Annotated in this window: 18 protein-coding genes; 2 read left to right on the top strand and 16 right to left on the bottom strand. The window is 56.5% G+C overall.

Going from position 1 to position 18,649, the window contains the following annotated elements; all coding sequences use genetic code 11:
* Window positions 1-2: 2 nt before the first annotated feature.
* The 9 genes from CL1_RS01390 to CL1_RS01350 form a co-directional block, all read right to left on the bottom strand.
* Entirely contained in the window at window positions 3-1,784 is a 1,782-nt protein-coding gene (locus tag CL1_RS01390; RefSeq protein ID WP_014788129.1) for an S-layer protein, read from the bottom strand.
* A 199-nt stretch (window positions 1,785-1,983) separates the two neighbouring features.
* The gene (locus CL1_RS01385) at window positions 1,984-2,808 is read right to left on the bottom strand and encodes a hypothetical protein (protein ID WP_014788128.1); all 825 of its coding nucleotides are present in this window, start codon (window positions 2,806-2,808) and stop codon (window positions 1,984-1,986) included.
* A 5-nt stretch (window positions 2,809-2,813) separates the two neighbouring features.
* The gene (amrS, locus tag CL1_RS01380) at window positions 2,814-3,860 is read right to left on the bottom strand and encodes an AmmeMemoRadiSam system radical SAM enzyme (RefSeq protein ID WP_014788127.1); all 1,047 of its coding nucleotides are present in this window, start codon (window positions 3,858-3,860) and stop codon (window positions 2,814-2,816) included.
* Window positions 3,861-3,886: 26 nt separating this feature from the next.
* Window positions 3,887-4,609 (bottom strand): polysaccharide deacetylase family protein, encoded by a 723-nt coding sequence (locus CL1_RS01375; RefSeq protein ID WP_014788126.1) that lies wholly within the window; start codon window positions 4,607-4,609, stop codon window positions 3,887-3,889.
* Window positions 4,609-5,832 (bottom strand): glycosyltransferase family 4 protein, encoded by a 1,224-nt coding sequence (locus CL1_RS01370; RefSeq protein WP_014788125.1) that lies wholly within the window; start codon window positions 5,830-5,832, stop codon window positions 4,609-4,611. Before CL1_RS01370 ends, CL1_RS01375 begins: the two co-directional genes overlap by 1 nt.
* A complete protein-coding gene (locus CL1_RS01365; protein WP_048151717.1) occupies window positions 5,808-6,689 on the bottom strand; it encodes a lysylphosphatidylglycerol synthase transmembrane domain-containing protein in 882 nt (293 codons plus the stop codon). Before CL1_RS01365 ends, CL1_RS01370 begins: the two co-directional genes overlap by 25 nt.
* Before the next feature lie 40 nt (window positions 6,690-6,729).
* Entirely contained in the window at window positions 6,730-7,698 is a 969-nt protein-coding gene (locus tag CL1_RS01360) for a thiamine-phosphate kinase (RefSeq protein ID WP_014788123.1), read from the bottom strand.
* 6 nt (window positions 7,699-7,704) lie between these two features.
* On the bottom strand, window positions 7,705-8,967 hold the full coding sequence (locus tag CL1_RS01355) for a TIGR00375 family protein (RefSeq protein ID WP_014788122.1): 1,263 nt from the start codon (window positions 8,965-8,967) through the stop codon (window positions 7,705-7,707).
* A gap of 9 nt (window positions 8,968-8,976) precedes the next feature.
* On the bottom strand, window positions 8,977-10,698 hold the full coding sequence (locus tag CL1_RS01350; protein ID WP_014788121.1) for a chloride channel protein: 1,722 nt from the start codon (window positions 10,696-10,698) through the stop codon (window positions 8,977-8,979).
* A 75-nt stretch (window positions 10,699-10,773) separates the two neighbouring features.
* On the opposite strand from CL1_RS01350, the gene CL1_RS01345 reads away from it, so the two are divergent.
* Window positions 10,774-11,241 carry a hypothetical protein gene (locus CL1_RS01345; protein WP_014788120.1) on the top strand — a complete coding sequence of 156 codons (468 nt, stop codon included), beginning with the start codon at window positions 10,774-10,776 and terminating at the stop codon, window positions 11,239-11,241.
* Between the two features lie 3 nt (window positions 11,242-11,244).
* Here the strand turns inward: CL1_RS01345 and CL1_RS01340 are convergent, their stop codons facing one another.
* On the bottom strand, window positions 11,245-12,564 hold the full coding sequence (locus CL1_RS01340) for a cation:proton antiporter (protein WP_014788119.1): 1,320 nt from the start codon (window positions 12,562-12,564) through the stop codon (window positions 11,245-11,247).
* Window positions 12,552-13,046, bottom strand: a complete 495-nt coding sequence (locus tag CL1_RS01335) for a CBS domain-containing protein (protein WP_014788118.1) — start codon at window positions 13,044-13,046, stop codon at window positions 12,552-12,554. Before CL1_RS01335 ends, CL1_RS01340 begins: the two co-directional genes overlap by 13 nt.
* 271 nt (window positions 13,047-13,317) lie before the next feature.
* Here CL1_RS01335 and CL1_RS01330 point away from each other — a divergent pair, with 271 nt between their 5' ends.
* Window positions 13,318-14,004, top strand: coding sequence for a hypothetical protein (locus tag CL1_RS01330; RefSeq protein ID WP_014788117.1), 687 nt, complete (start codon window positions 13,318-13,320; stop codon window positions 14,002-14,004).
* Here the strand turns inward: CL1_RS01330 and speB are convergent, their stop codons facing one another.
* From speB to CL1_RS01305, 5 genes are all read right to left on the bottom strand, one after another.
* Complete coding sequence (speB, locus tag CL1_RS01325; RefSeq protein ID WP_014788116.1) at window positions 14,005-14,862, bottom strand: agmatinase; 858 nt, start codon at window positions 14,860-14,862, stop codon at window positions 14,005-14,007.
* Window positions 14,863-14,929: 67 nt separating this feature from the next.
* Entirely contained in the window at window positions 14,930-15,340 is a 411-nt protein-coding gene (locus CL1_RS01320) for a translation initiation factor IF-5A (RefSeq protein ID WP_014788115.1), read from the bottom strand.
* A 73-nt stretch (window positions 15,341-15,413) separates the two neighbouring features.
* Window positions 15,414-16,793, bottom strand: a complete 1,380-nt coding sequence (locus tag CL1_RS01315; RefSeq protein ID WP_014788114.1) for a sodium-dependent transporter — start codon at window positions 16,791-16,793, stop codon at window positions 15,414-15,416.
* Window positions 16,794-16,894: 101 nt separating this feature from the next.
* A complete protein-coding gene (locus tag CL1_RS01310; RefSeq protein ID WP_014788113.1) occupies window positions 16,895-17,554 on the bottom strand; it encodes a 16S rRNA methyltransferase in 660 nt (219 codons plus the stop codon).
* Window positions 17,532-18,620, bottom strand: coding sequence for a saccharopine dehydrogenase family protein (locus CL1_RS01305; RefSeq protein WP_014788112.1), 1,089 nt, complete (start codon window positions 18,618-18,620; stop codon window positions 17,532-17,534). The genes CL1_RS01310 and CL1_RS01305 overlap by 23 nt, the downstream gene beginning before the upstream one ends.
* Window positions 18,621-18,649 lie beyond the last annotated feature (29 nt).

Here is an 18,649-nt window from a genome sequence, read left to right as displayed (position 1 = left end):
CTTCAGAGGCCAGCAAGGTACTCCATGAGGGCCTCGGCGGCAACCCTGGTCTCGTTCCTGGTGGCACCGGCGACGATGACGACGTCGTAGCCGCCAAGGGCGTCCTCGATGTACTCGATCTCACCGGGGCTGTTGTACCAGTCGACCTTGCTGATGTTGTTCTCGACGAGGTACTTGGTGAGGCTGTTGGCGACCGGACCGCCGACGAGTATGAGGTTGGCTCCCGGATCCTCCATGCTGACCTCGTAGTCCATGACGGTTATCGGGGCGGTGACAGGCTTGATGTTTATCTTCTCGGCGGTGGCGTGGATCTCGCTGACGACGTACTCGGTGTCAAGGACCTGGTCGCCGACCTTGAGCTCCTTCTCAACAACGGCGCCCTCCTTCTCCTTGAGGCAGATGTAAGCGTAGGCAACGACGCGGTCAACGTTGTCGATGGTGCCGTTGCCGTTGATGTCGTAGCCGACGTCTGCCTCGTTGAGGGTCTTCATCTCGAACTTGTACCAGAGGTCGTAGGTGCCGAAGATGTCGACCGGGTTGCCCTCGAGCTCAGCCTTGTTGGTGAGGGTGATGTTGGTGATGTAAGTACCGTCGGTGTTGATGGTCATCTCCCACTCCTTGCCGTCGTAGGTGATGGTCCTGCCGCTCTCGTAGGTGTCCACATCGACCTGGGCCTCGATGGCGGCGATGAGGTGGCCATCGATACCGACGAAGGTGTCCCTGAGGGTCAGTATGACGGCACCGTCGCCGAAGACATCAACGGGGGTGTCCTTCTCGAGGATTATCTGGTCGCTCTCGGTGCCGGTGACGGCGTTCTTGACGGTGACGAGGGCCCTCTGGTCGATGATGCTTATGTCGAGGACGGTGACGACCCAGTCGGTGCCCTCAATGGCCTGCGGCTGGCCGACCTGGTACCAGGCCTGACCCTTGTCGAGACCGGCGGTGAAGGTGTCGTTTCCGACGCTGAGGACGTAGTAGGTCTCACCGAAGACGGTGAAGGTCTCGCCAGCGCTGACACCCGGCTTGTAGAGGGTTCCACCGGTGCCCTGGAGGGTGTCGCCAATGTACCAGCTGGTGACGTTCTCGTACTCGGCCGGAACGCCCCACTCCGGGTAGGCGGGCCTGACTTCCTGCTCTTCAGTCACGGTGTAGTTGTAGAGGACGTAGTCAACGAAGACGGTGACGTTGCCCGGGGTGACGAGGAGGTCAGCGCTCTTGGGCGGCATGCTTCCGTCCCAGTCGCTCGGGTCCTTGGACTTGAGCTGTATGTTCTTGAGGGTGACGTGCCAGTCGATGAGCTGCTCGTCGCCGATCTTGTCCTTGTCAGCTATGGTGGTGGTGACCTGGAAGTTGCTCATCCAGTCGCTGTAGGAAACGTCGTATCCGCCGGCACCGTTGTACCAGTAGTCGCCCGGAAGCTCCTCATACTTGGTGGCCCAGGCGGTCTGGTTCCTTATGGTGCTGGCGTTGTAAGCGTAGATGGTCCAGCTGTCGATGGTCTCGGGCGGGTACTCGGCCTTGATCTTGACGTAGTCGCCCTGGACGTCAACCTGCTCCTCGGTGTAGAGCAGGCTTCCAAGGGCAACGGCTATGTCAGCGGCGCTTGCAACGTCCATAGCAGCAGCGGTACTTCCAACGACGATTTTAACGTTCGGGGTTCCATCGGCGTTAACGAAGAAGTCCTTCGGTATGTTCGGGACGGTCGGCTGAGCGCTGGCAAAGCCCATGGTGGCTCCAACCATAGCGGCACCAACAGCGAGCGCCGCGATCTTCTTAACTTTCATCTCCCAACACCTCCTTGGTTTTGGGCTTACGCCCTGAGATGGTCTAATATGTGTTGTCAATGACTTTCTACCGACTTCGGGTATATATACTTTTCGCTTTCAGACCCTTTCTCCGCTTAAAAGAAGCTCGCTCATTGCCGTAAAAATGAAAGGGAGCTTAATTAAATGCCTATACCTTTTTCGCCTTTTGCCGATAATATCACGGGTTCAGCTTGAACTCGGTGTTCTTCCTTTCCATTATCTGCCTCTTGACGGGCCTCGTGACCAGTTCGTTCACGAAGCCGCCGAGGTCGGTGAGGGCGTTCTGGAGTTCGTTGGCCGTGATGTCTATTATCTCCGGCTCGATGATTGAAATCGCAACTGGTGCGTACTTTCCGGTGAGCTGGAACAGCGTCTCGAATGGAGAGAGTAGCTCCGCCGCGAGAAGCCCCTTGAACTTCCCGTCCTCCGTCTCGCCCTGCACGACCAGCTTGTTTATCCTGCAGCCCTCGAGCGAGAGGGCCTTGGCCATGGTTTCCCTTATTCCCTCCTCACTCTCCCCGAAGACCTCTATGACCATGCGGTAGAGGACATTCCTGTCCTCGACTATCAGCTCCTCTATCTCCTCCCGCTCGTACCCGATTCTTGGAACCGGGACGTCGTCAAGCTTGGGATAAACGGCAAGGCCACCGAACTGCTTCATCAGCTTTCCCAGGAACAGGGACACCTCTCCGAGAATCTTCATGAGCTCCTGGGACTCCACCTCGATCTTGCCAGGTCCGAGAACCTCCACCATGGCCGGGGAGTAGCGGAGGACGAGCCTCACGATGCTGGCAAGATCGCCCGCCAGCTCTGCCTCTATGACACTGGAATACTTTAGGAGCTCCTCGTTTTCGTTTTCGAGCACGTCCTCGACCAGAACGCGTCTGACCCTAACGTCCTTCTCTCCCTTGAGGTTCTCTGCGGTTTCCCTCATAGCCCTTTCTAAAACTTTCTTGTCGCTTCCCAGGCCTTCGATGTAGAAAATAACCTCAATCTCCTCCAATTTCATCACCACGTTCTTTCATATCGCTTTTTCGTGTACGTCCCAACGACCGGGATACGTTCACCGCAGTACTTACATCTTCCGTCGTCCGTGATGCTGTACTCGGTAATCTCGAAACCCCAGCGGACTATTAAAGGTTTGCCGCACTTCGGGCAGTATGTGTTTTCCCCCTCATGTCCCGGCACGTTGCCGATGTAGACGAACTTTAATCCTTCTTCCCTGGCAACGCGGTAGGCCATCTCGACGGTCTCAACCGGCGTTGGCGGCAGGTGGGAGAGCTTGTAGTGGGGGAAGAAGCGCGAGAAGTGAACCGGTGTGTCGTCTCCGAGTTCCTCCACCACCCAGCGCGCGAAAGCTCTGATTTCCTCCTCCCCGTCGTTGAGCGTCGGGATTATTAGGTAGGTCAGCTCGACGTGGATTCCAAAGTCTTTCTTCGCTATAACAGCGGTTCTCCTGCTCGGCTCGCCGCTCGGGACGCTCGCTATCTTCATGTAGAAGGTGTCATCGAACGCCTTGATGTCGATGTTCATGGCATCTATGTACGGCGCCAGCTCCCTGAAGGGCTCTTCATTTATATAGCCGTTGGTTATGAGGAGGTTGTAAATCCCCTCCCTTTTAGCGAGCTTTGCTGTGTCGAGGACGAACTCGTACCAGATGACCGGCTCGTTGTAGGTGTAGGCTATGCTCTCGCAGGAGTAGCGCTTTGCCATCGCCACGACCATCTCGGGCGTCATGTCGTGGAGATAGGGAAAGCTCTCGTCGGCCTGGCTTATCTCCCAGTTCTGGCAGTGCTTGCAGTGCATGTTGCAGCCGACGGTGCTTATCGAGAGGGCGCACGAACCGGGCCAGAAGTGGAATAAAGGTTTCTTCTCAACAGGGTCCGCCCCGATGGCCGATACCTTTCCGTAGTTAAGGGTGTAGAGCTTGCCCCCGATGTTCTTCCTTATCCTGCAGGAGCCCCTCTTCCCATCGCTGATGATGCAGTTGAGCGGACAGAGCTTACACCTCACCTTGCCCCCTTCAAGGGGCTCCCAGTAAAGGGCCTCACGCATGGTTCTCACCTAGAATATGACTAAGCTTAACCACGTTTAAGCTTTCCGTATTCCCCGTAGAACTCCCGCATTGTGTAGAACCTTGCACCCTCCTTTCTATAGTGGTCGATGAGCGTTCCGAGGAGCTCTATGGCCCTATCCCCAGTGTTAAACCTGCAGTCCCACCTTATCTTTTCCCTCTGCATCGGGACGAACTCCCACGGGTGGGCGAAGTAAACCTTCGGCTCCTTTAGGTGGAGGTGGATAATCCTCTGAAACCTCCAGGGGAGCCTTATGACGGAGCTTGTAGTCGACGCGGGCACCTCAAGGACGTTCCCGAAGAACTTCACTCCAGAGCGGTAGCCCTTGTAGGTCGCCTTGGAGGAATCAACGAGGACTCCGTTCTCCTCGAGGACGCGGTAGTACTCGTTCGGGAACTGGAGGTTCGGAGCGCGGAAGGAGACGACCTCCCCGAACTCGCGGAGAACCTTGAAGGACTTCTCGATTGCTCTCTTCCCTTCTTCAAAGCTCAGCTTGTCGAGTCTCTCATGGTTGTAGTTGTGGCTTCCAAGCTCGTGGCCTTCGTCGATTACACGCCTGACCAGCTCGGGAAAGCGCTTCGCCATCTCCGCGGTGAAGAAGAAGGTCGCCTTTATCCTCTTCTCCGCCATCAGGTCTAGGAGCTTCGGCAGCCCCTCCTCCATTCCCCTCGTGGTTGTTAGGTAAGGCGGGCAGTCATGTTCAACGTCAAAGGTTATCGCTACTTTCATCACGACAGCCTCCTCATAAGCTTGTATGCCAGGTAAAGCCTGTCCGCTTCCTCGCCCATCTCGATCGTCATTCTGTAAATCCGAAGGAGCCTCCTCAACACGACTTCCCACGAGAAATCCCTTTCGGCCCTTTCTCTCGCGCACGCTCCCATCTCCACCAAAAGTTCGGGCTCCTCAAAGACCTTCGCGAGGTTTTCTGCCATTTCCTCCTCGCTGACAGCCAGAAGGCCAGTGATGCCTTGAACCACCATGTCTGATAGCCCGCTCTCGTTTCTTCCAATGACGGGATTGCCCGTTGCCATTGCCTCGAGACCTACCACCGGGAAGGCCTCCAATATTCCGGGCATGAGAACGAGGTCGGCCGCCCAGTAGAGGGGCAACAACCTTCCCCTCTCCATAAAGTCGTAGAGCTCCGCTATCTCCCCGAGCCCCGTTCTCCTGAGGTTCTCCTCAAGGACGGGCCTCATGGGACCGTTGCCTATCATCACCAGTCGGACCTTTCTCTCGGACATTCCGCTTTTCTCCAGCGCTTTCTTCACCATCACGGGAATCCTGTGGGCCTGCTTCCTCTCGGTCATTCTCCCGAGGTACAGGATCACTATCTCATCGCCGACACCCAACTCTCTCCTCGCCTTCTCCCGCTCCTCCGGCTCCGGCGGGCGCCACTTTCTAACATCTATGCCGTTGGGAACGACCACCACCGGCCGGCCGTTGAGGTCCTTTCCGAGCAGCTTTCTGGTGTCCTCGGCAACCGGACTGCTGACGGCCACGAAGGTGTCCACCTTCTTCAGGTGGTGTCTCACGAAGGCCCTAACGAGCTTGCCTAGGGGAGGTTCACCGAAGAAGGAGTGGTTGGTGGCGACGACCGGAACGCCCCTTATCCCGCGTGATATCTTGGAGACAGCCACCGCGAGGGGGGAGTAGATGCTGTGGACGTGGGTCAAGTCGAAGTTTGTTCTCTTGTAAAGCTCATTTATCCGCCAGAACTGACCGAAGCCGACGCTCACGTGGTACTTCCGAAAGTACAGCGACGCGGGAAACCTGTCCACGGGATAGGGAAAGCTGTCGATGTAGGGCTTCATGTACCTGTAGTCGTGGGTTATTATGTGGGGCTGGTGGCCGAGGTTCATGAGATTCCGGGCAAGCTCGTCGATGTGCGACTCGATTCCGCCGACCTTGGGGTAGAACCAGTCGCTTGCTATTGCGATTTTAAGGCTTTCCATATTTCAACCCCTCCGGAGGAGAGCAGGACCGCGAAGCCCACGATGCTGCTGGCAACGTATGAAACGAAGCGCTCTAAGAGGGTTATGGAGACGGCGAGGGCCGTTGGAATGCCGAAGTACGTTAGCGTTCCGATTAACCCGCCCTCGATTATCCCCACGCCACCTGGGGTGAAGGCGACGAGGCCGAAGAGCAGGTTGGCTATTGAGATAAGTGCTATGAAGCTCCAGGTTAAGTTCAGGCCGAAGGCGAGGGTTATGAGCTTCAGCCTGGCAACGTCGAGGAGCCAGACGGCTGAGCTTAATGCTATGGCAATGATGTTGAGGTTGTGCATACCCCTGAGGGAGGAAATTCTGTCCATTTCCTCCTCCGTTATGGGGGTGCGGAACAGGCGGAGGGAGAGCCTGACGAAGGCGTCCCACTTGATCCAGATGAGCGCTATTCCCCCCACCACAAAAAGGAGGAATGGCAGGGGTTCGTCCGAGGAGAAGTAGCTCATTCCCAGGAGGAAGAGGGCAAAGACAGGTATCGTTTCGAGTATCCTCTCGTAGATTATGCTGACGGCCGAGACTCCAGCTGGAATGTTGGCCCTCTTTGAGACCCAGGCCATTCTGAGGAGCTCTCCTCCACTCCTGCTCATGGGAGTAACGTTGTTCATGAAGATTGACGCCAGTATTGCCTTGACCAGCTCCCACAGGGGCGCGTCCCTCCCGACGCCCCTCAGAACGAGCTTCCACCTGATTCCGTAAATGACCACGCTGACGTAGTATGTAAGGAAAGCTAAGAAAAGGTACCTTAGCGAGGCCGCGCTCACCACCGAAAAGTACTGCTCCGCGGAAGCGGTGAGACTCTCGAGCATAGTCAAGACCTAACCATAGTCGGTCGAGGGTTTTAAAACGTTATCGGAACACACCTCTATACGTCCCATTTTCTCCCCTGCTGAGGTGTTCCCAGCCGAGAACGGGCATCTCCTGTCTTTTTCCTTCCGTGGTAATGTAGACTCCCGCTCCGCTGAAAACCCTTCCTATGACCGTGCACTCGAAATCCAGGCTCTCAGCGAGCTCTGGCCTTATTGTGAAGGTTAGTTCGAATTCCTCCCCACTGGCAAGGGCGAGAGAGAGCGGTTCAGCCCCAATTACCTCCGCGGCTTCCAGCACCTCCCTCCTCACGGGGATCCTCTCAGCCTCAACCTCTATTCCAACACCGCTCATTTCAGCTATGACGTGAAGCTCCTTGCTCAGGCCGTCGCTCACGTCTATGGCTGAGGTGGCAACCCCGCTGAGGGCCGTTCCCTCCTCCACCCTGGCCCTTGGTTCTAGGAGCTTCTCGTAGAGGGCATTCCTAACTCTGGCTTTAACTTTAAGCTCATGCTTCCAGACGAGAAGTCCAGCCAAAGCCCTGCCGAGGTCACCGGTAACGCAGACTAAATCCCCTGGCCTCGCCCCGCTCCTCGTGAGCAGTCTCCTCGTTCTTCCGAGGGCGATTCCGTCTATTATCAAATCATCAGCCTCGTTGGTGTCGGCACTGAGAACCGGAATGCCGTAGAACTCGAGGGCCTTTCCTATTCCCCTCGCGACGCCTTCCAGGTACTCCACATTAACGTCCCCGGGAACGCCGAGGGAGAAGAGAAAACCGATAGGCCTGGCACCCATTGCCGCTACATCGCTCACGTTCATCGTGACGGCCTTAAAGCCGACCTGCTCCGGCGTCATTATCCCCGGCACGTCGGTCTTTCTGACCAGCATGTCGTTCGTTGCTACCAGCCATTCGTCGCCGAGCTTGATTGCCCCAGCGTCGTCGCCCAGGGGCAGATTTCCCTGCCTCTTGAGGTGCCTGAGGAAGAGATTTATAATCTCGGATTCCCTCATTTGAACTCACCCGGCATTCTTCAGGAACTCGGTTATGCTCCTCTGTCTCGGCTTCCCCTCCTCCGGGACGGAAACCTCAACGCTTTCAAGCTCCTCGACGCTCGCCTTCCTTATCTCCTCCGGGAGCTTTATCTCGCCGTACTTCCCCCCACCGCCGGGGATAACGATAAGCTTGCCTTCCCTGTATGCCCACACCGCTTTGGCAACTTCCTCGTGGACTTCAGCCAGGCTTTCCAGCGGCACATCGACGAGAACCCTTATCTCGCTCCCGAACTCCCTCAAAAAGCGCTCCCAGATTAGCCTTACCGCCTTTGTCTCCACGCCTTTGCCTATCACCATCGCTATTATCTCTGCGAGTGGGGCTAAACGGAGGTAAGGCGGCCTGTCCTTCGGCCTCTCGTCGGTGTCCGCCAGTTCAAGGATCCTGTCGCGGACACCCTTCTTTATCCTGCCGCCACACTTCGGACACTTCCACCTGAAGGCCCTTGCCTCCTCCGGGGAATACTTCGCGTAGCAGCGGGAGCAGGCGGTCAAATGGTACTTTCCTAAGCGGGGGTCGAGGCCAGCGTTGAGGACTATCTTTCTTCCCCCTCTCCGGAGAATCGCCTTCCGGATCTCCTCGAAGGTGGCATCTCTGACCTCGAAGCGGTTGAACTCCCTCCCGAGGCGGTGGGGCATCGGCGAGTGCGCGTCGCTGTTGCTGAGGTATGTTAGGGAGTGATGGGCCTTTATCCTGTCGGCCATCTCGCTGTCGGCGGAGAGGCCAAGCTCAAGGAACTGGATTTTTGCCCCATCATAGGCCTCCTTAAGGCTGTCGTACTCCTTGTAGAGGCTCGTCCATGGCGTGAATGCGTGGGCAGGGCCTATTAGAACGCCGAGCTCGTTGGCCAGGTCTGCTATCTCGGCCGCCGGGAGGTTGAGGTGGGGTCTTCCTTCGGTGTCGATGTCATGGGAGTGCTTCCTCAGCTCCTCCCTCATCTCCCGGACCGTGGAGATGCTCGGAAAGATTAGAACGTGGTGCACCCTCTTGCCGTCCTCAACCTCGGCCGTGAGGAGGAAGCGGATTCCGTTCCTCTCGTAGGTTCCCTCGTCCACCCTTTCCGCGTTCCTCAGCAGTTCTTCCTCCCACTTCGGATTGAGTATGTCACCGGTCCCTACTATGCCGAGTCCCTTGAAGCGCGCGTTTTCGGCCAAGTTGGCTATGGTCATTGCCTTCGAGACCGCCTTCGAATAGCGCGAGTGAATGTGAAGGTCCGCATCAACCAGCATGGAACCACCTCAGTCTATGTACATTCCCTCCAGCCCGCGGTAGTAGGCGCGGTATATGTCCCTTTTGGTTATCACACCAACCAGCTTCCTGCTTTCCGGACTCTCCACGACTGGGAGAAGGTTCTGGTCGTAGGCCATTAGCTTCTCCAGTGCCTCCTCGGCCGTTTCGGTGGGGTATGTGATTCCGTAGGCCCTGCGGAGGAAGCGCCTCACCTTCATTCTCTTCAGCGAGGAGGACTTCTTCAGTATGTCCTTGACGCCGATTATGCCCACGACCCGTCCCTTGGAATCGACCACCGGGAAGCAGTCGTGGCCGGTTTCGCCTATTAAATGCTCCACCTCGAAGAGCGTCATCTCCGGGGTGACGTAGACCGGCTCGCGGGTCATTATCTCGCCCACGGATATAGTTTCTAGGATTACGGGCTTCCCTGTCTTGACGCGGTAGCCCTTTCTGATGAGCTTGAGGGTGTAGATGGACTCTCCCCCGAGGAAGAACCTGGCCGTCAGGAAACCCATCGTTGCGGACGTCATGACGGCAGGAAGAACCGCGTAGCTCCTCGTCAGCTCCGTGACCATCAGTATCTGGGTCAGCGGGGCCTGCGTCATTCCGCTGAAGAAGGCCGCCATTCCCGCCAGAGCATAAACGGCCGGATTGGCACCGAGGGAGGGGAAGAGGGAGCTCACGATGGCGCCAAAGGCGGCCCCGAACATCGTCCCTATGTAGAGGCTCGGGGCGAAGACGCCGCCGCTCTGGCCGGAGCCGACGGTCAGCGCGGTGGCGAGCATCTTTACCAGCCCGAGGGTTACGAGCAGACCCACCGCCAGCTCCCCGTAGAAGGCCATTCTCATTCCCTCGTAGCCTATGCCGAAGATCCCGTAGGCGGGGAAGAGCATTCCAAGCAGGCCGACGCCGAGGCCTCCTATGACGGGCTTGATAGTCTCTGGAATCCCCGAGCCGGAGAAGCCGTCCGCCACGCGGTAGAGGAAGCGGGCGTAGAATGCCGCCAGGGTTCCAAGGATTAAGCCGGTCATGAAGAAGAAGGGAAGCTCGGGGAGTGTGTGGGCAATTCCTCCGGGTATGTCGATCTCCACGGCCCTCTCAAGAACCGCCATCGTCACGGCGTTTCCAGTGACGGCGGCGATGAAGATGGGAACGAGGTTTATCGAGAAGGCCCCCATGTAGACTACCTCGAGCGCGAACATTGCCCCGGCCAGCGGGGTGTTGAAAGTTCCCGCTATTCCCGCCGCGAGGCCGCAGGTGACGAGGAGCTTCCTCATCTCGCGCGAGAGGTTGAACCACCTTGCCAGGATTGACGTCAGCGACGCGCCGATGAAGCCTATCGGTCCCTCCCTCCCAACGCTTCCGCCGGAGCCTATCGTTACTGCCGTCGCTATCGTCTTCAGAACCGCGAACTTGCCCGGAATGTTGCCGCCCTTGAATATCACCGCCTCGATGACTTCGGGAACCCCGTTGCCCCGGATTTCGGGGCACCTGGCGATGAAGAGGGAAACCACGAGCGCCCCCAGGGTGGGGAGTAGAACGTACCCGACGTTGAGGCCGGCCAGTTCGTAGGAGACCACCGGGAGGAGTTTTCCGAAGAACAGCTCGTGGACGATGCCTATGGCGATCCTGAAGGCTATGGCCCCGATGCCACCGACTATGCCGGCCAGTATGGAGAAAACTATCACCACGCCCCACTTCCTGAGGTACGCTCCCGTTTCGGAGGCCATCACATGAAATTAGCTTGGGGAATAAAAAGCTTAAGCTTTTATACCCCTGGCCCGAAGACCGGTTGGTGGAAGATTATGAAGGTTGAAGGTTTCATAGCATCTCTCAGGAATGCCGAGACAATCGGCGAGCTTTTCAAGATACTGGACGAGAAGGGCCCCCTCGTTGAGCTGGACGGCCAGAGGTTTCTGATAGTGGTTGAGGGCGACTTTGAGGGGAGGCCCTTCTGGACAGAGATAAACGGCGAGAAGGCCAATCAGGCCCTCGGCGATGCGATGCTCAACTCCTCGAGCTTCCCCTTCAAGTGCAAGAGGCCCTACACCGGCGGAAACGTCATATTCGTGAACTTCGACGACATCGAGGTTGAGAGATTCCTCGTTGCCTACCGCGACCCGGATTACGGGGTCTTCTACCTTGTCGAGAACGGCGAAGCCAAGGAGATAACGAAAAAGGAGTACGAGGATCTCAAGGCCGAGATGCCTGAGTTCAAAATAAAGTCCATGAGCGAGGAGCAGATGGAGGTTATGGGGGCATTCTTCGGTTGAAAACTAGCCGGAGCCCTTAACTTCCCTTATCCTCCTCTTGGTTTCCTGGATTCTCTCTACCTTCTGGGCCGCTTTCGTGCTTCTCTTCTCTTCAATCTCCTGCCTGAACGCCCACTTGAGGAGCGGCGGCGTTATCAGCACTGAGACGGTTATGAATATCAGCGTCGCCGCTATGAACTCCGGGGCGTGCTCCGGGCTTATCGCCCCCCCGTGTATCGCCACCATCAAATCGACGAGTGCAACCTCCGTCCTCGGCACCGAGCCTATGCCCATCTGGAGCGACATCATGAAGTTCTCCCGGGTGAAGAGGAAATCCCTTCCGCGCCCCCATGCGGTTATCCACGCTCCGATTCCCCTTCCGAACACCTTTCCAAAGACGGCAACGACAGTTAAAACTCCCGCCAGGATCAGTGCGTCGGCGTTTTCAAAAACGGTCAGGTTTAGCATCGCCCCCGTGTGCACGAAGAAGAACGGTATCAGCAGGCCGTAGCCTATGGCCCTCACGTCGTCCATGAGCCTCTTTCCCTCAGGAAGCCTCGAAAGGACGAGGCCCATCATGAAGGCGCCCTCTATGGCAGCGGCAAACCAGCCCTCCGCCAGAGCCGCAAAAAGGAAGGTCATTCCGAGGACCATTCCGAGGATTCCCTTCTCAACGTGGAGCCTCTCGGCGAACCTTATGTAATAATCAACCAGGAACCACCATATCACCCCGGTTATCACGAAAAACGCTACTATCTTGGCGCTCAGCTCTATCAAGCTCCCGCTCCCAACGGCGAATATCACGAGCGCTATACCAAGGAAATCGTCCATGACGCTCGCGCTAAGCGAAGCCGCTCCCACCTCGCTCTTGAGCACGCCTAAATCCATCATCACCCTGACGGTTAGGCCTATGCTCGTTGCTGTGAGCAGAACGCCGCCGGCGAAGGCTTCCCTGCTGTCGTAGCCAAGCTCCATGAGGGCAAACCAGCCGAGAACAAGGGGAACGAAGACACCTAGAATCGTCGAGACCGTTGCCGTCAGACCTGTCTTCTTCAGCTGTTCAAGGTCGGCGTCGAGGGCGCCGAGGAAGAGCAGGAATATTATGCCCAGCTTTGCCAGGAAGTTGGAGACGACCGTCAGGTCCGTGGTGAAGCCCTCGCCGCTGACGATGGGCAGGTACTGGGGCGCAACTATGCCGAAGTAGACGAGGTTGCCGAGAAGCATTCCCATGAGAAGCTCTCCGAGAACTCCTGGAAGCTCAAAGCGCTCTATTATGCTGTCTCCGATCTTTGCCAGAATCAGTGAGATGCCGATGGCGAACAGCAGCCACGTCACGGTTTCCATTGTGCACCACCCACCCGGAGCAGTCTCAGCAGCTCGTCTATCAGTATGCGGAGGCTCACCTCACCTACGAGCTTCTTCCCCTCGACGACGGCCAGAACCTGTGTCCTGTACTTTCTCATCTTCACGAGGGCTTCAAGAACCGTGGCGTTTTCCTCTATCGTCAGTGCATGCCTCTCGGCGATGTCCTCGGCCCTTGCCGCGCCGCCGAGCATGGATTTCATGGTCTTGCTCGTTATCCCCAGCTTGAACTTGTGGGCCCCGGGTGGCAGGAGGACGTCGATGACGTCTATATAACGGATAAACCCAACCAGCTCCATACTATCCCTGTCCTTCACAACCCAAACGTGGTGCCTCGTGCGGAGTACCTTGAGGACGCTGAGGAGATCTGCATCTGCGGTGACCACGGGCATGCTCTCGAGCCTGGGCATGATGTCGGTCAGTTTAAGCGAGTGAAACCTCTCAAGGGCCGCTTCGATGTCCATCGTCACCACCACTTCCAACTGATGAAAAAAGTTCTATTTAAGGATTTGCGGGGCGCAAGGAGCACAGGGGACACGGTTAGAACATTGTACCAGTGTTCTTCAGGGACTTGAATTTTGGACTACGGGCGGCAGGTTCGTTTTCCATACTTCCCAATCATCGACTCATACTTCATCTTCAAGGGCGAGACTTTCAAAGGAAGGCCGCTATGGCAGAGATAACTATATAAGCTTGAGTTGCTAAACTTCACGTTGTGAATAAGGGGGTTGCCCTATGAAAGCCTGGGAAAAAGCCGTTATCCTTGCAGCAAGAACGCTCGTCTTCTTTGGTCTCATAAGTACATTGATGTACGGCAAATTCGACCAGATCATAGCCGCTGCTGCGGGCTTCGTGGCCCTCTTCGTCCCGAGCATCGTTCGCAGGATCTATCCGCACCCCAGCAGAAGGATCTGGCCCTGGATAAGTCCCTTCTACAACGATGGAATTTACACTCTCTTCTCGATCTTCATGGCGGCCCATATAACCTTCCTCAACGTGCCCTTTGTTCACCTTGACCTCTACAACCAGGTCTGGGGCTACGCCGACGTTCCCAGCCACTACCTTGGGGGCCTGGTCACGTGGGTTATATTCAATGAGGTCGTTCTGGAGTCCTCAAGAACCTACAACCTAAACTGGAGCCACCGGAGGATCATCGGCATAAGTTTCTTTGCCCTCCTTCTGGTTGGTGTTGTCTGGGAGTTTTTTGAGGTGGCCATGCAGCCCGCGATGCCCTGGCTCTACGAGAGTCTGAGAAATAAAACCCAGGACGTTGTGATGGAGGTTCTTGGATTCCTGACTGGAATCTTGCTAGTTTACCGCCTTGAATACCCGTACTCCATGATCAAACCATTTCCGAACGGCCCGGAGCTCAAGAAATCTTCCGTCGGCACGCTATCAAGTCCGGAAAAACTCAGGGGGTGACTACACCCCCATCATTCCTATGAAATAGAACAAGAGCTTTGCGGCGGTTAGTGAGGTCGGATTCCCAAGGTTTTCCCCTGCCACCTCCATTATGTCAAAACCTGCTATCTTCTTGTTTTCTGCCAGCCATTCAAGGGCCTTTATCACGTCCCAGAAGCCCAGGCCGCCGGCTTCTGGTGTTCCTGTTGATGGAACCAGGGACAGATCAAATACATCTATGTCCACGGACAGGTAAACCGGCTCGGGGAGGGGCTTGACAAGCTCGATGAAGGCGTCAAAGCTGTAGTCCCTCGCGTGAACCCAGGGAATCCCCTTTTCCTGGGCGTAAGAGACTTCCTCCCTGGTTCCGCTCCGGATTCCGAACATCGCCTCCTTGACCCCGAGCTCCGATATTCTCCTCGCCACGCATGCGTGGTTGTAGGGATTGTCCTCGTAGCTCTCGCGGAGATCCAGATGGGCGTCGAAGACGACGTAGCTGGCAGGTTTTAGTGCTTCCACAGCCCCGAGGGTTTGGGAGTGCTCGCCGCCGAGGAGCACCGGCAGGGCGTCGGGGTTTATGCGCTTCAGCTCCTCGATGGTCTCCCGCACTCTGTCCGCGGTTCTCCTCGGATCCCCGGCGACAACGGCAACGTCCCCTATGTCTGCTATGGGGAGTTCGGCTATATCCACGTCGTAGTCAAGCACGTAGCTCTCGAGGTTGAGGGTGGCGTGCCTGATAAGGGTTGGCCCGAACCTCGCGCCGGCCTTGAAGCTGGTCGTGCCGTCAAATGGAACGCCGAGGATTACGAATCTCGCTCTTTCAGGCCCGACGAGAGGAAATTCCAGTTTAAGCGTCTCGTAGGTGTAGAGGAAATCCATGAGGGCACCTCCTGGAAGAATTGGAGCGCCTGCTTAAAAGGTTAGGGGAAACAGAAGAGCCAGAGGCTCACTCGCCCTTGAGCTTCATGATCTTGATCCTGCCGAGGGTCTCCCAGTACTCGACGTTGATGCCCTCCCTGAGCTGGTCCTTGATCTCGTCGGCGACGCCGGTCTCGATCGGTATGTCGTAGAGCTCGTAGGTTTCCATGTCCATGATCTGGACGGTGTCGGGGGTCATGGCGATGATCTGGGCGGTTCTCTTGTCGATGATCGGGACATCGACCTCGGCGCTGGTGGGCTTGACAATGCTCCTGACCTTGCCGTCGAAGATTCCAACGGCCTCGATTCTGGCCTTGGCGGAGCCGTGCTTTCCGGGCGAGGAAACGGTTATGTTGGCTATCCTGCAGGGCTCGCCGTCGATGAGTATGTACCTTCCCGGCTTGAGCTTGCTAACCTGAACCTTGGTCTTGTCTCCCATTTTTCAGACCTCCTAATAAGCGTTCTAAAACCGATTGGGAAGGGTCTTTAAAAAATTTTTGAAACGGGAAAACTCAGCGGCGGGACTTCAGGAGCATGTTGTTCATGAGAACCGGCACTAGGAGAACCAGGCCGAGGAGGGCACCTATCTTCACCGGCATCTTGGGAGCCGTCAGGGAGTAGTAGAGCACCGCCATGCCGCTGACGAAGAGCACGACCATCACTGCCGCGATTATCGCCTTGTTGTGGGTCAGTTCTGAAGAGAGCAGAGGGTAGCCTTCAACCGCGGCTATGAGGGCGGCCACTGCGAATGGAACGACGACGAACATTGTTCTAATGTCCCCTATGACCATCGAGCCCGCGATTATGGCTCCCAGGAGTGCAACGAAGCCCAGGCTCTGCCCCCTGCCGAGCTGCATGACCTCCGATAGCATCTGGCTTCCCATCTCGATGAGGACTATTATGGTGGTCAGACCCGCGAGGTAGAGGGAGAGCATCAGCAGGGCTATGAGGGTGGTGTCGTTGGGCACGTTGCCCCTCAGTATCTCGGGAATCGAGTAAAACACCTCGATGGAATCCATTGGGCTCTTCTCGCTGTTGGTGGCGTAGTCCTTTAGGTCGTTGAACTTCAGGAAGAGCTTCATAGACTCGTCCGCTGGAATGTCTGGATTCTGGAAGGCCTCGCCGTACGCCTGGTAAGCGGCGCCTATGGAGTAGGCGACCGTGAAGGCCGCCGCGAAGCTCAGGATTATCTGGAGTACGAACACCGCCGCGAGAACTTTCTTAAGGTCGAGCTCCTCGGGGGTGAAGCTGCCTATGACGTAGTAAACTCCAGTTCCAAGGCCGAAGGAGATGAAGACTGAGACGATCATAAAGAGGATTCCCTTTGTGGTGAGAGGCAGGTCAAGGGAAGTTATCGCTGACACGGCGCGCTCCATGTACTGAACGGCCTGCGGGTCGGTAACGGTGTCAAGCGCCTGTCCCCTGATGAGAACCGCAGAGACTATGGCGAAGAGGACGAAGAGGATTGATATGATCGATATGAACTCTAGGGTTCTGCCCTTGGCCATCACCAGCAGAAACACCGAGAGCAGAACGGTTCCCACTGCGATAACCGGCACGTAAATCGAACCCACTCCGGCGAGGAGGGCAATCCCGTATGCGGAATAGTAGGTCGTGACGCCCAGCATTATCATCAGGAACATCAGCAGGGTGAATATCAGTGCTGGTGTTCTAGCTATCTTGAAGAACAGCTCGTAGATTAGGTAGCGGGTTTTTTTGGTGCTCTCTGCCTCACTGTAAATGAGGAACATCGCCACCAGCATCGGGACGAGGGAGATTAGAAATCCCTTAAGTCCAAAGGTTATGTAGTACTTCGGTAGAACCAGGAAGTTCCATATTCCCAAGATGTATCCGGTTATCAAAAACGCCATCAGGAAGCTTATTTTTCGCATGAACCGGCACCTCCGATATCGCTTTTTCCGTATTGATCTAGAGCGGCAGAAAAGTAAACAGCGGCAAAATATAAAAACATTGTGTAGTCCTTTGGCCAGGATCAGAGAACCCAGTGCTCAAAGTTGATGATTATCTCGTTCACAATTGTCCATGCCATCAACGGGACATTGTAAAGGCTTATCTTCTCCCATGGTGTTTCACTTCTAAAGTCACCGTGGGGGAAACCCCCGACTATGACGAGGGGATTCTCGAGGTCTGCAAGAATCTTTCCGAACTCCGGTGGTTTTACCAGCCTGCCCCTCTCGTGCATCACGAAGACGCCGTCCGGCTTTATCTCCTCCACCAGCTTCCCGAGGCTCTTCCTTTCCAGCCTCAGAAGCTCCAGCTCCTCGGGCACGGCACCTTTCTTGAACAGGCTCTCCATCAGTCCGACGAACCTGTTGTAGTTCCTTGGAATCCTCGTCTCTGGTTTGATGTGAATAACCTCATCGTTTCTCGTGTGCACGTAGACCCTCAGCTTGTCCTCCTTGTTGGCTATGCTCTCGAGGGCGTTCAACAGGCAGATGTGGACTATGTCTGGCCTTCCGCGCCTCTCCCCGTCGTCCAACTTCTTCAGCGCGGAGTGATGATAGGTGCTGTCCAGGAGCACCTCCTCAGGCTTTTTGCCCCTCCTCCTGGCATAATTGACGATGGCCGGGTGGTCCCTTATTGCCCTCGGAACAAGCTCAAGCTCTGCCTCAGCTATCACCAGATGGAGCATTCTCCCACCTCTCCAGCTTTATTCCCCTCTCCTCAAGCTCACCGGTTATCCTTGTGAAGGTGTCTATGCGCATTCCGAGTATCTCGGGGGGAATGACGCCGAATATGCAGCCACTTTCTGCGACTATCCTAGCCACCGCGGCTGCAGTAAAGCCGGTAACGCGGGCCATCGACGTGAATCCGTCCCTTTCCTCGTCGTAGAGGAGGTATCCTATCTCTTTCTCCTCCCCGTCCAGCGTTCCCCTTCCGAGGACCTGCATTATCGAAAAGTCGGGGCTCTCGTAGCTCATCAGGGGCGCTATGACCTCGAGCGTCTTATCGACGTGTTCCGGCCTGAAGAAGCCCAGCTCCCTCAGAATCCTCATCTTCTCCAGGTGTCCCGGCCAGCGGAGGGTCCACTCCTCAAGCTTCCCGGCTCTAACGCTCTCCAGCAGACTCCTCAGCCCGTCGCTGAGAAAGGCCTCGAACTCGAAGCCGCCCACCTTTACCTCCCGAATTTCCTCGAATGGGTCCACGGCCTTAACCTCACCGTCCCGGATTGCCCTCGCCGGGCGGGTGTACTCTTCGATTAAATCTTTAGGTGACCATGTGATTCTGTAATAAAGTGGTGGCTTTGGCTCCTTCGGGAGCCCCCCGACGTATATGTAGCCCTCCCTCAGCTCGTCCATCTCCTGCCAGATGCGCCCCATCAGGATATGGCTGAGCCCCGGAGCAAAGCCCGCATCGAAGATGACCGTAACCCCTGCCTCCTCGGCCGCGTCCCTGAGATCCAGGGGGTTTTCGGGCATGAATGAGACATCGACCATATCGACGCCGGCCCGTATTGCCGCCCTGACGGCCCGGTAGCCAAACCTCCCCGGAAGCGCCCCGATCACCAGCTCGAAGCCTCTCATGACCTCCACGAGCTCGTCAAAGTCCGTCGCGTTCACCTTTACCGGGGTGGCGAACTCAGAAATCGCCTTCAGCCTCTCCTCGCTCACATCGCCCACGTGAACCTCGAACTCCTCCCTCAAGTCCCAGGCTATGGCCCTCCCGACGTTTCCAGCACCGAGAACGAGAACCTTCATGCTAACCCCCAGAAGTAACTTAGAGAAGG

This window comes from Thermococcus cleftensis (assembly GCF_000265525.1).
GTDB lineage: Archaea > Methanobacteriota_B > Thermococci > Thermococcales > Thermococcaceae > Thermococcus > Thermococcus cleftensis.
Note: the sequence above shows the minus strand (reverse complement) of the source record. Positions and strands in the feature narration are given on the sequence as shown.

Excerpts from the sequence above, each read along its gene's own strand:
- CL1_RS01310 (WP_014788113.1), bottom strand. The coding sequence starts at position 17,554 with ATGCTCCATCTGGTGATAGCTGAGGCAGAGCTTGAGCTTGTTCCGAGG.
- speB (WP_014788116.1), bottom strand. The coding sequence starts at position 14,862 with ATGGATTTCCTCTACACCTACGAGACGCTTAAACTGGAATTTCCTCTC.
- CL1_RS01375 (WP_014788126.1), bottom strand. The coding sequence starts at position 4,609 with ATGAAAGTAGCGATAACCTTTGACGTTGAACATGACTGCCCGCCTTAC.
- CL1_RS01360 (WP_014788123.1), bottom strand. The coding sequence starts at position 7,698 with ATGAGGGAATCCGAGATTATAAATCTCTTCCTCAGGCACCTCAAGAGG.
- CL1_RS01355 (WP_014788122.1), bottom strand. The coding sequence starts at position 8,967 with ATGCTGGTTGATGCGGACCTTCACATTCACTCGCGCTATTCGAAGGCG.
- amrS (WP_014788127.1), bottom strand. The coding sequence starts at position 3,860 with ATGCGTGAGGCCCTTTACTGGGAGCCCCTTGAAGGGGGCAAGGTGAGG.
- CL1_RS01305 (WP_014788112.1), bottom strand. The coding sequence starts at position 18,620 with ATGAAGGTTCTCGTTCTCGGTGCTGGAAACGTCGGGAGGGCCATAGCC.
- CL1_RS01315 (WP_014788114.1), bottom strand. The coding sequence starts at position 16,793 with ATGCGAAAAATAAGCTTCCTGATGGCGTTTTTGATAACCGGATACATC.
- CL1_RS01340 (WP_014788119.1), bottom strand. The coding sequence starts at position 12,564 with ATGGAAACCGTGACGTGGCTGCTGTTCGCCATCGGCATCTCACTGATT.
- CL1_RS01350 (WP_014788121.1), bottom strand. The coding sequence starts at position 10,698 with ATGGCCTCCGAAACGGGAGCGTACCTCAGGAAGTGGGGCGTGGTGATA.
- CL1_RS01335 (WP_014788118.1), bottom strand. The coding sequence starts at position 13,046 with ATGGACATCGAAGCGGCCCTTGAGAGGTTTCACTCGCTTAAACTGACC.
- CL1_RS01320 (WP_014788115.1), bottom strand. The coding sequence starts at position 15,340 with ATGGGAGACAAGACCAAGGTTCAGGTTAGCAAGCTCAAGCCGGGAAGG.
- CL1_RS01330 (WP_014788117.1), top strand. The coding sequence starts at position 13,318 with ATGAAAGCCTGGGAAAAAGCCGTTATCCTTGCAGCAAGAACGCTCGTC.
- CL1_RS01365 (WP_048151717.1), bottom strand. The coding sequence starts at position 6,689 with ATGCTCGAGAGTCTCACCGCTTCCGCGGAGCAGTACTTTTCGGTGGTG.
- CL1_RS01345 (WP_014788120.1), top strand. The coding sequence starts at position 10,774 with ATGAAGGTTGAAGGTTTCATAGCATCTCTCAGGAATGCCGAGACAATC.
- CL1_RS01370 (WP_014788125.1), bottom strand. The coding sequence starts at position 5,832 with ATGGAAAGCCTTAAAATCGCAATAGCAAGCGACTGGTTCTACCCCAAG.
- CL1_RS01390 (WP_014788129.1), bottom strand. The coding sequence starts at position 1,784 with ATGAAAGTTAAGAAGATCGCGGCGCTCGCTGTTGGTGCCGCTATGGTT.